At 67.9% G+C, this 13,588-nt stretch carries 12 protein-coding genes; 4 read left to right on the top strand and 8 right to left on the bottom strand.

From position 1 onward, the window contains the following. Positions 1–6: 6 nt before the first annotated feature. Positions 7–4,161 carry an Ice nucleation protein gene (locus GGR73_RS13535; protein ID WP_184457354.1) on the top strand — a complete coding sequence of 1,385 codons (4,155 nt, stop codon included), beginning with the start codon at positions 7–9 and terminating at the stop codon, positions 4,159–4,161. Positions 4,162–4,485: 324 nt separating this feature from the next. Here the strand turns inward: GGR73_RS13535 and fis are convergent, their stop codons facing one another. The 3 genes from fis to GGR73_RS13520 all read right to left on the bottom strand — a co-directional run bounded on the left by fis (position 4,486) and on the right by GGR73_RS13520 (position 6,786). Continuing rightward, positions 4,486–4,758, bottom strand: a complete 273-nt coding sequence (gene fis / locus GGR73_RS13530) for a DNA-binding transcriptional regulator Fis (protein WP_002804983.1) — start codon at positions 4,756–4,758, stop codon at positions 4,486–4,488. A gap of 116 nt (positions 4,759–4,874) precedes the next feature. Beyond that, positions 4,875–6,020 (bottom strand): DUF3426 domain-containing protein, encoded by a 1,146-nt coding sequence (locus GGR73_RS13525; protein ID WP_184457352.1) that lies wholly within the window; start codon positions 6,018–6,020, stop codon positions 4,875–4,877. A 388-nt stretch (positions 6,021–6,408) separates the two neighbouring features. After that, the gene (locus GGR73_RS13520) at positions 6,409–6,786 is read right to left on the bottom strand and encodes a helix-turn-helix transcriptional regulator (protein ID WP_054591306.1); all 378 of its coding nucleotides are present in this window, start codon (positions 6,784–6,786) and stop codon (positions 6,409–6,411) included. Between the two features lie 147 nt (positions 6,787–6,933). Here GGR73_RS13520 and GGR73_RS13515 point away from each other — a divergent pair, with 147 nt between their 5' ends. After that, complete coding sequence (locus GGR73_RS13515) at positions 6,934–7,437, top strand: hypothetical protein (RefSeq protein ID WP_184457350.1); 504 nt, start codon at positions 6,934–6,936, stop codon at positions 7,435–7,437. A gap of 12 nt (positions 7,438–7,449) precedes the next feature. On the opposite strand, the gene prmA is transcribed toward GGR73_RS13515, so the two are convergent. After that, on the bottom strand, positions 7,450–8,370 hold the full coding sequence (prmA, locus tag GGR73_RS13510) for a 50S ribosomal protein L11 methyltransferase (protein WP_065048446.1): 921 nt from the start codon (positions 8,368–8,370) through the stop codon (positions 7,450–7,452). Between the two features lie 367 nt (positions 8,371–8,737). On the opposite strand from prmA, the gene GGR73_RS13505 reads away from it, so the two are divergent. Further along, complete coding sequence (locus tag GGR73_RS13505; RefSeq protein ID WP_184457348.1) at positions 8,738–9,664, top strand: hypothetical protein; 927 nt, start codon at positions 8,738–8,740, stop codon at positions 9,662–9,664. Next, a complete protein-coding gene (locus GGR73_RS13500) occupies positions 9,661–10,023 on the top strand; it encodes a hypothetical protein (RefSeq protein ID WP_039531218.1) in 363 nt (120 codons plus the stop codon). The genes GGR73_RS13505 and GGR73_RS13500 overlap by 4 nt, the downstream gene beginning before the upstream one ends. Positions 10,024–10,277: 254 nt before the next feature. Here GGR73_RS13500 and accC read toward each other — a convergent pair whose 3' ends face one another. The 4 genes from accC to aroQ all read right to left on the bottom strand — a co-directional run bounded on the left by accC (position 10,278) and on the right by aroQ (position 13,143). After that, a complete protein-coding gene (accC, locus tag GGR73_RS13495; protein WP_016903366.1) occupies positions 10,278–11,645 on the bottom strand; it encodes an acetyl-CoA carboxylase biotin carboxylase subunit in 1,368 nt (455 codons plus the stop codon). Continuing rightward, positions 11,635–12,090 (bottom strand): four helix bundle protein, encoded by a 456-nt coding sequence (locus tag GGR73_RS13490; protein ID WP_184457347.1) that lies wholly within the window; start codon positions 12,088–12,090, stop codon positions 11,635–11,637. Before GGR73_RS13490 ends, accC begins: the two co-directional genes overlap by 11 nt. A gap of 23 nt (positions 12,091–12,113) precedes the next feature. After that, a complete protein-coding gene (gene accB, locus GGR73_RS13485; RefSeq protein WP_016903367.1) occupies positions 12,114–12,599 on the bottom strand; it encodes an acetyl-CoA carboxylase biotin carboxyl carrier protein in 486 nt (161 codons plus the stop codon). 97 nt (positions 12,600–12,696) lie between these two features. Then, positions 12,697–13,143: a type II 3-dehydroquinate dehydratase gene (gene aroQ, locus GGR73_RS13480; protein ID WP_039811529.1), complete on the bottom strand. Its 447-nt coding sequence runs from the start codon at positions 13,141–13,143 to the stop codon at positions 12,697–12,699. Positions 13,144–13,588 lie beyond the last annotated feature (445 nt).

The following is a 13,588-nucleotide window of genomic DNA, read 5'->3' as shown; positions in this document are numbered from 1 at the left end:
ACCCTTATGAATCGCGAAAAAGTCCTGGCATTACGCACCTGCACCAACAACATGTCCGATCACTGCGGGCTGATCTGGCCGCAGTCGGGCAGTGTCGAATGCCGGCATTGGCAGCCCACCATCAAGCAGGAGAACGGCCTGACCGGCCTGTTGTGGGGACAGGGAACCAATGCGCATCTGAACATGCATGCCGATGCGCACTGGGTGGTCTGCATGGTCGATACCGCCGACATCATCTGGCTGGGCGAGGAGGGCATGATCAAGTTTCCCCGGGCCGAGGTGGTCTACGCCGGCAGCCGTGCCGGTGCCATGCAGTGCATTGCCGCGGGCATTGCGCAGCACGCGCCGCCCCAGCCGGAGCCGCCGGCAACGCCGGTCGTTGCCGCGGATTTCATTCCCAAGGCAGCGCAGGCGCAATTCACCGCACCGCTCGTCGAAAGCGCTGCACATTCCACCGCGCCAATGCCGGTTGCGACCCACGGCATCGATCCGCAGGCCGCACACGCTTCAGCTGCGATCCTGCGCACACGCGAAATCGCCACCTACGGCAGCACGCTCACCGGCGCCGATCAGAGCCAGCTGATCGCAGGCTATGGAAGTACCGAAACCGCGGGTAACGGCAGCGAGTTGATCGCCGGCTATGGCAGCACCGGCGTGGCCGGATCCGACAGCACCATCGTCGCCGGCTACGGCAGTTCCCAGACCGCAGGCGGCGGCAGCACACTGACGGCCGGCTATGGCAGCACCCAGACCGCGCGCCATGGCAGCGATCTGACTGCAGGTTACGGCAGCACGGAAACCGCGGGTGCAGACAGCTCGCTGATCGCCGGCTATGGCAGCACGCAAACCTCCGGCGGCGACAGCTCGTTGACTGCCGGTTACGGCAGCACCCAGACCGCGCAGAACGGCAGCGACCTCACCGCAGGCTACGGCAGCACCAGCACCGCGGGCACCGACAGCTCGTTGATTGCCGGCTATGGCAGCACCCAGACTTCGGGCGGAGAAAGCTCGCTGACCGCCGGCTATGGCAGCACGCAGACCGCGCAGGACGGCAGTGACCTCACCGCCGGCTACGGCAGCACCGGTACCGCAGGTGCCGACAGCTCCCTGGTTGCCGGTTATGGCAGCACGCAGACTTCGGGCAACGACAGCTCGCTGACGGCAGGCTACGGCAGCACGCAAACCGCCCGCACCGGCAGCGACCTCACCGCGGGTTACGGCAGTACCTCCACCGCCGGTGCGGACAGCACGCTGATCGCCGGTTATGGCAGCACCCAGACGTCCGGTGGTGATAGTTCGCTCACTGCCGGTTACGGCAGCACGCAGACCGCGCGCAAAGGCAGTGATCTGACCGCCGGCTACGGCAGCACTGCCACCGCCGGCGCCGACAGCACGCTGATCGCCGGTTATGGCAGCACCCAGACGTCCGGTGGCGAAAGCTCACTCACTGCCGGCTACGGCAGTACACAGACTGCACGCAAAGGCAGCGACCTGACCGCCGGCTACGGCAGCACCGCAACCGCCGGTGCGGACAGCACGCTGATCGCCGGTTATGGCAGCACCCAGACCTCCGGTGGCGAGAGCTCGCTTACCGCCGGCTACGGCAGTACGCAGACTGCACGCAAAGGCAGCGACCTGACCGCCGGCTATGGCAGCACCTCGACGGCCGGTGGCGACAGCACCTTGATTGCAGGGTACGGCAGCACGCAAACCTCTGGCGGTGACAGCTCACTCACCGCTGGCTATGGCAGTACGCAGACCGCGCGCAGCGGCAGCGACCTGACCACCGGTTACGGCAGTACCTCCACCGCCGGCGCCGACAGCACGCTGGTCGCCGGCTATGGCAGCACGCAGACGTCCGGTGGTGATAGCTCGCTCACCGCCGGTTACGGCAGCACGCAAACGGCGCGCAGCGGCAGCGACCTGACCACCGGCTACGGTAGTACCTCCACCGCTGGCGCCGATAGCACGCTGATCGCCGGTTACGGCAGCACCCAGACATCGGGCGGTGACAGTTCGCTCACTGCGGGCTACGGCAGCACGCAAACGGCGCGTAAGGGCAGCGACCTGACCACCGGCTACGGCAGTACCTCCACGGCTGGCGCCGACAGCACCTTGATTGCAGGGTATGGCAGCACGCAAACCTCTGGCGGTGACAGTTCGCTCACCGCCGGCTATGGCAGCACGCAGACCGCGCGCAAGGGCAGCGACCTCACCACCGGTTACGGCAGCACGTCGACAGCTGGTGCCGACAGCACGCTGATTGCCGGTTATGGCAGTACGCAAACCTCCGGTGGCGACAGTTCCCTGACGGCGGGATACGGCAGCACGCAGACCGCGCGCAAAGGCAGCGATCTGACCGCCGGCTACGGCAGCACCTCCACCGCTGGTTCGGACAGTTCATTGATCGCCGGCTACGGCAGCACGCAGACGGCCGGCTTCAAGAGCATCCTGACCACCGGCTATGGCAGCACCCAGACCGCGCAAGAGGGCAGCATGCTCACTGCCGGCTATGGCAGTTCTTCCACCGCGGGCGCGGACAGCTCGCTGATCGCCGGCTATGGCAGCACGCAGACGGCCGGCTTCAAGAGCATCCTCACCGCCGGCTACGGCAGCACGCAAACCGCGCAGGAACGCAGCACGCTCACCACCGGTTACGGCAGCACATCGACAGCAGGGCATGACAGTACGCTGATTGCCGGCTACGGCAGTACGCAGACGGCCGGCTACAAGAGCATTCTCACCACCGGCTATGGCAGTACCCAGACCGCGCAGGAAAGCAGTTCGCTGATCGCCGGCTACGGCAGTTCCTCCATGGCCGGCCCGGACAGCTCGCTGATCGCAGGGTATGGCAGTACCCAGACCGCCGGTTACGACAGCACCCTGACTGCCGGTTACGGCAGCACCCAGACCGCGCAGAGCAGCAGCTGGCTGATCACCGGTTATGGCAGTACCTCCACCGCCAGCTTCCAGAGCTCGTTGATTGCCGGCTATGGCAGCACGCAGACCGCCGGTTACGAAAGCACCCTGACCGCCGGCTACGGCAGCACCCAGACGGCGCAGGAAATCAGCTGGCTCACCACCGGTTACGGCAGTACGCAAACCGCCGGCCATGGCAGCATCCTGACTGCCGGTTACGGCAGCAATTCCACCGCCGGCTACGAGAGTACCCTGATTTCCGGCTATGGCAGCACGCAGACCGCCGGTTACGAAAGCACCCTGACGGCCGGTTACGGCAGCACGCTGACCGCGCTGGAAAACAGCTCGCTCACCGCCGGCTACGGCAGTACCGAAATCGCCGGGTTTTCCAGCACCCTGATCGCCGGTTACGGCAGCAGCCAGACCGCCGGTGGCGACAGCACGCTGACTGCCGGCTATGGCAGCACCCTGACCGCGCAGGACAACAGCTCGTTGACCGCAGGCTACGGCAGCACCGAAATCGCCGGGCAGGACAGCTCGCTGATTGCCGGTTATGGCAGCAGCTTGACCAGTGGCGTGCGCAGCTATCTGACCGCCGGCTACGGCAGCAACCAGATCGCCAGCTATGGCAGCTCGCTGATCGCAGGACACGAAAGTACCCAGATTGCCGGTCACCGCAGCATGCTGATTGCCGGCAAGCTGAGTTCGCAGACGGCCGGCTCGCGCAGCACGTTGATCGCCGGCATGGGCAGCGTGCAGACCGCGGGTGACCGCAGCAAATTGATCGCTGGCGCCGACAGCACCCAGATCGCTGGCGATCGCAGCAAGTTGCTGGCTGGCAGCAACAGCTTCCTCACCGCCGGGGACCGCAGCAGGCTCACCGCCGGCGATGACTGCACGCTGATGGCGGGCGACCGCAGCAAGTTGACCGCCGGAAAGAACAGCATCCTGACGGCGGGCGCCAACAGCAGATTGATCGGCAGCCTGGGCTCCACCCTGACCGGTGGCGAAGACTCGGTGCTGATCTTCCGCTGCTGGGATGGCAAGCGCTACACCAACATCATCGCCAAGACCGGGGAAGAGGGTGTCGAGGCCGACACCGCCTATCAGATCGATGACGACAAGAACGTGGTGGAGAAGTTCGACGATCCGTTCGACACGCTCGCCACCATCGTGCCGGACCATGGCAGCGGCCCGGCCCCGGCAGCGGATCAAGCAGCGGTGACGCAATTGCCGAACTGAGCAGGCAACTCGCCCAGGCGATCGGCATCGCCGATCCAGCACTGCAGCCAACCGCCGGATCCCCGGCGGTTGGCCAGATCATATGAAGAGGGCGCGCGAGGCAGGGCACGTAGGGCGCGACAGAAGTATTGCGCCGACGCGTGGGATCAAGAGCGAACACTTTGGGCAGCCCGACCCGACATCAACATGCTGCGCATTCCACAACACGCAACGAAATCGTCCATCGGCCGCGTCATCACCAAGCGTGCCAGCGCAGCGCATTACCAGCCCGCAGCACACCCGAACGCTCTAACGAATCCCCAATCCCGATTCCCGATTCCCGTCCTACGTCAGCCCGTACTCTTTCAGCTTCTTGCGCAGCGTGGCGCGGTGAATGCCCAGCATCGCCGCCGCGCGGCTCTGGTTGCCTTCGCAGTGGTTGAGCACTTCCACGAACAACGGGATCTCCATCTCGCGCAGCACGATTTCGTACACGTCGTCGGCGTCGCTGCCGTCCAGGTCGCGCAGGTAACGGCGGACGGACTGGGCCACGTGTTCGCGCAGCGGCGACTTCGGGGCGCCACGACTGGTGTCAGGACGAGAGGGGGCTGCGTTCAAAGGAGGTTTCCCAGTGTCACGAAGCCGGGACGCGTGGCCGGCGAGGGGGAGTGAGTCTAGCGCGTGACCTCCCCGCTCGCCACGCCCGTGTGGCGGTGGGCGCAGGTCGGGTCCGCTCAGCGGAAGTCGAAACTGAAGGCGGCCGTGCTCGCGGCCGGTTCGCGCACGCGAAACGCCACCTGCACCGCCTGGCCCGGCGCGAGCGTGTCCTGCGCGGCCGGCGGCTGGCCCAGATACTCCTGCGGCGCCAGCACGCGCGTGCCGATCACCCGCCCGTCGGCGTCGGACAGCGACAGCTGCAGCCACGGCCAGGCCTGCGCCCAGCGCGCCTCGTTGCGGAAGCTGGCCTGGATCTGCAGCACGCCCGGCACCCCGGGCAGCGGGCGCACCTCGCGATTGAGCAAGGTCAGCGCGCCCGGCTCGCGCCAGGCCGGCAGGGTGCAGCGCGCCACTGCACAGGCGGCGCTGACCAGCGGGCGCCAGCGCGCATCGGCGGCCAGCTGCGCACGGTCGGCGATGACGATCTGCAAGGCCAGCAGGCCGACCAGCCCGACCAGCAACGCCCACTGGCGGCCGCTGGCGCGCAGCCGTGGCCGGCTCAGCCCGCGGCGTGCGAATGCAGGCGCGGCCTGGGCTGGCAGTGGATGGAACTGGGCGGGCGCCGCTGCGCCGGCAGCGTCCGCGTCGCTGCCGCCTGGCTCGGCGTCCACCTCCGGAGCGCTGCCGGGTGCTGGCAGGGCGGCCAGGTCGGAAGCGGGGGCGGACGCGGTGCCGTGCTCACGCTGCCGGTCTGTGCCTGCCACGCCGACGGCCGCCACGCTGCGCGGATGCGTGGTGGTCGGCTGTGCAGCGGCAGTGCCGGCGAGCGCGCTGGGGATGTCGCCGGGACCGGCCGCTGTGTCTTCGGCAGGATCGCCGGGCAGCTGGGGCGTGGTCGCCGTGGTCCACGCCAGCCGGTCCGGCTCGGCGGCATCTGCCGCGGTCTGGCCGGCATCGCCGGGTGGCAGCACGACGTCCACTGGCATCGAGTCGCTATGCGGCGTCGTCGCCGGTGGCGCAGACGGCGGCGGAACGAGCGGCGCCGCCGGGGCGGCCACCGGCTCGGCCAATGGTGCCGGCACCAGTGCGTCGGCCGGCACCGGCGGCGCGTGCAGCGACGCGTCGGCGGCAGGCACCACCGGGGTCGGGATCAGCGACGGGGCAGCCGGCGTCGCACGCAGGAACGTGGCCAGGGGGCGGCGCGGTGGCGGAGTCTCGGACATCGGCAGGCGTGCAGCGGGAAGAACCCTATTCAACCACGCGCACGCCAATGGGCGAACCCGGGCGCGTCATGCGTGCGCGGCACGCAGCCGCAAGCGCAGATGCCGCTTCCATCGACTGCGGGGTACGCATCCCGTTGACTGGCCAACCGTCGCGCCGCTGTGACCACCCCGCCGCAGACCAAGGCCGCATTCCAGCGCAGACCGCACTTCAGCCAACGAGCAAACGCAACGACCGGTGCACGTCATGCACTCCGACTGAGCCAGCTACCAACACCGAGCTTGCCTCACAAACGAAGCCCCCAGCAGTCTGCCCCCGAATCCCAATTCCCAATTCCCAATTCCCAATTCCCAATTCCCGATTCCCGATTCCCGATTCCCGATTCCCGACTCAACGCCGACGCCGCGTCTTGCCCTCGGCCAGCAACAGATCGAGCAGGCCGCTGCGCTGGCGCGGCGCCAACGTGTCGAAGCGGTTCAGCAGCACGCGTTGCTGCTCGTCCAGATGGCGGTACTGCGCGGGTTCTTCGGCGATCGTCGGCACCGGTGGGCCGAAGGTGCGCTCACCGCGGCCGGTGGCCAGGTATTCGAACGCCATGCCGCTGCGCTTGGCCAGGCCGATCAGGTTGTCTACCGAAGGCGCGGTGCCTTCGGCCATCTCCCACTGCGCCACCGCGCTACGGGTCACGCCCAGCTCGCCGGCCAAACCTTCCTGGGTCAGCTTGGTCAGGGCGCGGGCTTCGCGGACGCGTTCGTACAACTTGCTCACACGGCACCGTGAGTGGGGAACGGGCCGGGAGATATAGCCCTAGCAGCAATCAGGGATAGTTCGTATACCTTTCATATGCCGATATGTTTGCGATACTGTCCGGGCGTCAATGATGACGGGATCACAGCGAACTCAAGGAGGACATCCATGGTCGAGCCAGCCGCTCCCAAATCCGCCCGTTCCACCACGCCTTCAACGCCGCCCGCCGCGCCACCACCCGCGGCATGGCCGGCACATTCGCCGCTGGATCCGGCGATCACCCGCTTTCGGGGCGCGCCGTGTTACCAGGTCTGGCAGCGCCAGGACGCGTGGACCGCGGTGGCCGACGGCACGCAGTGGTCGGCCGGGCTGGCGCCGCGGTGGTGGGCGCTGCGCCAGCGGCACTGGCGGCTGCTGGCGCTCAGTGTGGGTTTGCTGGCGCTGGCCGGCGGCCTGGTCAGCCTGGGCCCGCGCACGTGGTCGCTGCCGGCCTGGGCGGCGTTGCTGCTGGCCGAGCTGGGCCTGCGCGTGCAGCTGGCCCGGCAGGCCGGGCCGTGGCGCAACGCGGCGCTGCGGCGTGCCGGCTGGCAGGCGGTGACCCGCCTGCGCGCCATCAGCGTGGCCGATGCGGTGACCACCGCGCAGATCCGCGCCGGCCGGCCACACCGCTGAGCCGACGCGGTGTCAGTGGCGGCGTACGCCGTCGATGCGCATCCAGTCTTCGTCGCGTTCGCAACGCAGTTGCTCGAACCAGGGCGCGTAGCGCTGCAGCAACTCGTCTTCCTGACCATGCAGGATGCCCGACAGCGCAATCCGTCCGCCCGGTGCCACGCGCGCGGACAAGGTGTCGGCCAGCGCATCCAGCGCCGAGGCCAGGATGTTGGCGACCACCACCGGATAGGTCTGCACCGGCTCGTCCTGCGGCAGGTACACCGCCAGCTGCGCCTGCAAGGCGTTGCGCTCGGCATTGTCGGCAGTGGCCAGCAGCGCCTGCGGATCGTTGTCCACGCCCACCGCGCTGGCCGCGCCCAGCTTCAGCGCGGCGACGGCGAGAATGCCCGAGCCGCAGCCGAAATCCAGCACGCTGCGGCCCTGCAGCTCGCCACTGCCGGCCAGGCTGTCCAGCCAGCGCAGGCACAGCGCGGTGGTCTGGTGCGTGCCCGAGCCGAACGCCAGGCCCGGATCCAGACGGATCACTGCGGCGTCGGGCGCTTGCGCGGCCTCGGGCAGCGCGTGATTCCACGGCACGATGAAGGTGCGCGCGCCGAACTGCATCGGCTTGAACTGATCCATCCAGGCGCGTTCCCAGTCGCTGTCGTCGACCGTGCGGAACGCCACCTGGCTCCAGTCCAGCCCGGGGTCGAACGCTTCCAGCGCGGCGAGCAGCACCAGCGCATCGCTGTCGCCGTCGAACAGGGCGTTCAGCACCATGGTGTTCCACAGCGGCGTTTCGCCGACGCCGGGCTCGAGAATGGCGCGCTCGTTGCTGGTGTCGGCATTGGCGTCGAGCAGCGTCACCGCCAGCGCGCCGATGTCGTCCAGCGCATTCTGGTAACGGGGCTGGGTGGCGTCGGAGCAGGGCAGGGTCAGTTCAAGAAACGGCATCGTGGCGGTCGGGCAATTCGAAAGCGTGCATCGTAGACCATTCATGCCGGCGGACTCCTGCGCGACGGGGGCCGGATAGGCAGGCGCACCGCGTGCGCGATACGGCGGATGCCGTCGCCTGATCGGTGCAATCCGCACATGCGGCGCGGTGGCGCCGGCCGCTGCCGGCGCAGCACGCGGGCGCGCCGGCAACCAGACGCCCGCTGCGCGCCACCCACGCCACACCCGCGCAGATCACCGTCCTCATGCAATGCACCGTCCGCCGTTCGCTTCGGCAGCGTCCGCTTGCGCGCCAGCGTGCGCGGGCGCGGGTGCTAGACTCCGCGCCGTCGCTGCGGGGCTTTCCGCAGCAGGGTCGCCGCTGTCCATGCCGCTTGCTCGTGCCCGCCATCTCTGGCTGTTGCTGGCTCCCGTCGCGCTCGCGGCGGCGGCCTGGTGGCATGTGCGCGCGCAACCGGGCGATTCGCCCACCGCCGCGCTGCCGGCGGTGGCAAGCAATGCCCGTGCCGGCGCGCCGGCAGCGCGGGCGCACGCGCCCGCCGAACGCGGCACTGCCCTGCAACTGCCCTACCGCGATGCGGTGGACGCGCAGCCAGACCTGTACCGCTATGCGCAGCAATTGCAGCAGCAGGTGCGGGCCGGCAATGCGCAGGCGGGCTGGCGCCTGAGCCGCGTCTACGATTACTGCGCGCCGTATGCGTCCAGCCCGGCCGGTTACGCCGCCGATAGCGCCTGGATCGCCGCGCAACACACACCCGGCGTGGCGGCGATGCACGCGGCGCGCACGCGCGTGGCGCAACGCTGCGCCGGCTTTGCGCCCAGCGACGGCCTAAGCCCGCGGCTGGTGGCGCAGCAACGGCAGGCAGCCGCGCGTGCAGGCAACCTGGCTGCCGAGGCGGCGTTGCTGGCGCTGGGCGAGCCGCTGCAGCGCTCGCCCAGCTACAAGCGCGCGCTGGTGCAGCGCGTGCTGGCCTCGCGCGACCCGGAGGCCTACCTGGCGCTGGCGCCGGCAATGGGCGCGCGCGCCAGTGGCGATGACAGCCTCGACGGCTACGTGGCCGGCGATCAGTTCGCCGAGCTGGCCTGGCAGGTGGCTGCATGCCGGCTGGGGCTGGATTGCAGCGCTGACAGCACCCTGGTCACCAGTTATTGCGCCAATGCGGGCATCTGCTCGCGCAATAGCGCACAGGATTTCGTGTCGTTCGTATTCGATGCCGCGGTGCCGCGGCAGGGAGCAGACAGAGTGGATGAGATGGTCGATAGCTTGGTCTCCGAGCCGGGAGCGCAGTCATGAATTACCGTCGCCTGGCGCATGGCGCCAAGTTCTGGTTCTGGGTCGCATTGTTCGTGGCGTATTCGGCCGCGGCCGTGGGCATCGTGATGATCGACACCGCCGATCACCGCTACCAGCCGCTGTCGGTCAAGTCGACCACGGTCGCCGCCGACGAACAGCAGCGACGGCATGGCGCCAGCCAAGTGGCCGCGGTGTACCGCGCCAGCAGCGCGATGCCGTTTTCGACATTGCCGGCCGGCTCCACCTTCCAGGTGGTGTGGCCGGATGGCTCCACCGAAACCATGACCGTGGTCGACCCGGCCTCCTCCAGCGGCATCGTGCCGGTGCCGGGCAGCCAGCAGCCGGCGCCGCAGCGCTGAGGGATGCAGCGCATCGCGCTCCGATGCGGGCGCGATGCGCACCCGCGCGGACGACTGAAGATCTGCACCGCGGATCCGGTAGCACCCAGGATCCCGTAGGAGCGCACCTGGGCGCGACGAGGTTCCACCGATAAAGCGCGGTCGCGCCCGGGTGAGCTCCTACGCACAGGTCGGCTGGCCTGCGCAATGCACCGGGCAACAACGCAACAAGCCCGGTTTCCCGGGCTTGTTGCGCGGTGCACTGGCCAGTGCGATCAGACCAGCGCGATCGACTTGTTCTTGCGCTCGGCCAGGCGCTTTTCCAGATAGTGGATGTTCTGCCCACCGGCCTGGAAGCCCTTGTCGCGCATGATGCGCTGCTGCAGCGGGATGTTGGTCTTGATGCCGTCCACCACCATCTCGCTCAGCGCCACGCGCATGCGCGCAATCGCGGTCTCGCGATCGGGGCCATGCACGATCAGCTTGCCGATCATCGAATCGTAGTTCGGCGGCACCTTGTAGCCGGCGTAGATGTGCGTATCCACACGCACGCCCGGGCCGCCGGGCGGATGGAACGCGGTGATCAGGCCCGGATTGGGCATGAAGGTTTCCGGGTCCTCGGCATTGATGCGGCACTCGATCGCATGCCCGCGCAGCACGATGTCGCTCTGCTTGATGGTCAGCTTGCGGCCGGCGGCGATGCGCAACTGCTCGCAGACCAGGTCGATGCCGGTGATGCGTTCGGTGACCGGGTGCTCCACCTGGATGCGCGTGTTCATTTCGATGAAGTAGAAACGCCCGTCTTCGAACAGGAACTCGAAGGTACCCGCGCCGCGATAGCCGATGCGGATGCAGGCATCCACGCAGACCTTGCCGATCTCGTTGCGCAGTTCTTCGGTAATGCCCGGGGCCGGCGCTTCTTCCACCACCTTCTGGTGGCGGCGCTGCATCGAGCAATCGCGTTCGCCCAGATGGATCGCGCCGCCCTGGCCGTCGGCCAGCACCTGGATTTCCACGTGGCGCGGATTTTCCAGGAACTTCTCCATGTAGACCTGATCGTTGCTGAAGGCGGCCTTGGCTTCGGACTTGGTGGTTTCGATGGCGGCCTTCAACGCCGCCTCCGAATGCACCACGCGCATGCCGCGCCCGCCGCCGCCGCCGGCGGCCTTGATGATCACCGGGTAGCCGATCTCGCGCGCCACCTTGGTGTTGGCGACGATGTCGTCGCCCAGCGGGCCGCCCGAACCGGGCACGCACGGCACGCCGGCGGCCTTCATCGCGCGGATCGCCTCCACCTTGTCGCCCATCAGGCGGATGGTGTCGGCCTTGGGGCCGATGAAGATGAAGCCGGATTCTTCCACGCGCTCGGCAAAGTCGGCGTTTTCCGACAGGAAGCCGTAGCCGGGATGGATGGCCTGCGCATCGGTCACCTCGGCCGCGGCGATCAACGCCGGGATGTTGAGGTAACTGTCGCTGGAGGCAGCCGGGCCGATACACACCGACTCGTCGGCCATGGCCACGTGCTTGAGGTTGCGGTCGACCGTGGAATGCACCGCGACCGTGCGGATGCCGAGCGTGTGGCACGCGCGCAGGATGCGCAGCGCGATTTCACCTCGGTTGGCGATGACGACTTTATCTAGCATGGGATTGGGGATTCGAGAGTGGTGATTCGTAGAGGGCGCCGGGCTCGCGCAGATGGCGCGATTCGTCCAGCGTGCGGATCAATGCATTGAGCCTGGCAAACGTGCGATTCAAAAGATCCAGGGTTGCCGTATCGGGCGAACCGAACTGCAGCCGTGCGGCAATCTGCAGTTGCGTATCCAGTTCCGCCAGCGAACCCCGCGCCATCGACAGATAACGCAGGTACTCGGCAGTGGAACGCCGCGCGGCGCCTTCGGCAATGTTGGAGGGCACGCTGATCGCAGCGCGCCGCATCTGTGCCGTCAGTCCGAAACGTTCGGAATCAGGAAAGTCGTGGCTCAGGCGGTAGATCGCTTCGACAAGCGACATCGCATCGCGCCAGACCATCAGGCGCTCATGCGGTCGCTCTTGCGAATCCCGGCTTTTCCACAGCCGTATGGCTGTCATCACGACTCTCCCATCCCCGCCGCTCAGCCAATCACAAACAACGGCTGATCGAATTCCACTGGCTGGCCGGTTTCGCCGAGGATGGCCACGATGGTGCCGGAGACGTCGGCTTCGATCGGGTTGAACATCTTCATCGCCTCGATGATCGCCAGCGTTTCGCCGGCCTTGACCTGCTGGCCGACGGTGACGAAGGCCGGCTTGTCCGGCGAGGGCGAGGTGTAGAACGTGCCGACCATCGGCGCGCGCAGCACGTGGCCTTCCGGCAGGGCGGCAGCCTGCTTGGCGCCGCCGGTGGAGGCCTCGGTGGGCGACTGCATCGGCATGCTGGGGGCGGCCGGGGCCTGCGCGGGCGGGGCAGGTGCGTACTGCTGCACCGGCGCGCTCATCACGGTGGTGCCCTTGGGCACGCGTGCCAGGCGCACGCTTTCTTCGCCTTCCTTGATCTCGATTTCGGCGAGATTGGATTCTTCGAGCAGGTCGATCAGTTTCTTGATTTTGCGGAGATCCATACGGGCCTCATGAGGTGAATCGGTGGAGGTTGCCGGCGGCTGCCGGCGGAAGGGGGTCAGGCCGTCGGCGCGGGCGCCGGCGTGGGTGAGCGGGATGTCATGCGTCGCGTTCCAGCCGCGCGATCACCGCTTCCAGCGCCAGCCGGTAGCTGTCGGCGCCAAAGCCGCAGATCACGCCGTCGGCCTTGTCGCTGAGATAGCTGTGGTGACGGAACGGCTCGCGCGCATGTGGGTTGGACAGATGGATTTCCACGAACGGCAATCCCACGCCCAGCAGCGCGTCGCGCAGCGCCACCGAGGTGTGGGTGAAGGCGGCCGGGTTGATCAGGATGTAGGCGGTGCCGTCCTCGCGCGCGGCGTGGATGCGCTCCACCAGCACGTGCTCGGCATTGGACTGCAGGCAGGCCAGCGCATGCCCGGCGGCCTGCGCACGGTCCACCAGGGCCGCATCGATCTGCGCCAGCGTGGTGCGCCCGTAGACATCCGGCTCGCGGGTGCCAAGCAGGTTGAGGTTGGGGCCGTGCAACAGCAGCAGGTGGGCCATGACATCCGGGAGAGCGGAAAGGCCGGAAGTCTGCGCGATGTCGCCGATGCTGTCCAGATAGGCGAAGTTAGGTCTGTTTTAAACGATTGTTTTAATTTCGTGGTGACACGCTGCTGCGTTAGTGCGCCAGGCCCTGTGGGGCTGCGGTTTCGCGGCAGGCACCCAGCCTTGCCGGTCGGTCGATCGCATGCCGACCGTCTGCTGAATCACCATGGTGCGTAGTGCAGCGCGTCCATTCGCGGAAGTGGTGCGTTCGCTGCCGCGCGTCTCGGCTCCTGCTGCTATCTGTCGTGCTGTCGAGCGGCATGCTCGGCAACGCCGGCTGGTGTTCGCCGGCATCCAGCCACTTCAGCGCCGATCGGCGCTCGCTCCCTTCATCATCGACCCATGCCGTCCATGCATCAGGCACGCCGGTCGAGCCAGCGTGCCGGCCCGCGGGTCTGAC

The organism is Xanthomonas sp. F14 (assembly GCF_014199865.1).
This window is presented reverse-complemented; position numbering and strand designations above follow the sequence as displayed.

Coding starts and splice junctions, on each gene's coding strand:
- GGR73_RS13535 (WP_184457354.1), top strand. CDS start 7: ATGAATCGCGAAAAAGTCCTGGCATTACGCACCTGCACCAACAACATG.
- GGR73_RS13525 (WP_184457352.1), bottom strand. CDS start 6,020: ATGTCCGAGACTCCGCCACCGCGCCGCCCCCTGGCCACGTTCCTGCGT.
- GGR73_RS13515 (WP_184457350.1), top strand. CDS start 6,934: ATGGTCGAGCCAGCCGCTCCCAAATCCGCCCGTTCCACCACGCCTTCA.
- prmA (WP_065048446.1), bottom strand. CDS start 8,370: ATGCCGTTTCTTGAACTGACCCTGCCCTGCTCCGACGCCACCCAGCCC.
- GGR73_RS13505 (WP_184457348.1), top strand. CDS start 8,738: ATGCCGCTTGCTCGTGCCCGCCATCTCTGGCTGTTGCTGGCTCCCGTC.
- GGR73_RS13500 (WP_039531218.1), top strand. CDS start 9,661: ATGAATTACCGTCGCCTGGCGCATGGCGCCAAGTTCTGGTTCTGGGTC.
- accC (WP_016903366.1), bottom strand. CDS start 11,645: ATGCTAGATAAAGTCGTCATCGCCAACCGAGGTGAAATCGCGCTGCGC.
- GGR73_RS13490 (WP_184457347.1), bottom strand. CDS start 12,090: ATGACAGCCATACGGCTGTGGAAAAGCCGGGATTCGCAAGAGCGACCG.
- accB (WP_016903367.1), bottom strand. CDS start 12,599: ATGGATCTCCGCAAAATCAAGAAACTGATCGACCTGCTCGAAGAATCC.
- aroQ (WP_039811529.1), bottom strand. CDS start 13,143: ATGGCCCACCTGCTGCTGTTGCACGGCCCCAACCTCAACCTGCTTGGC.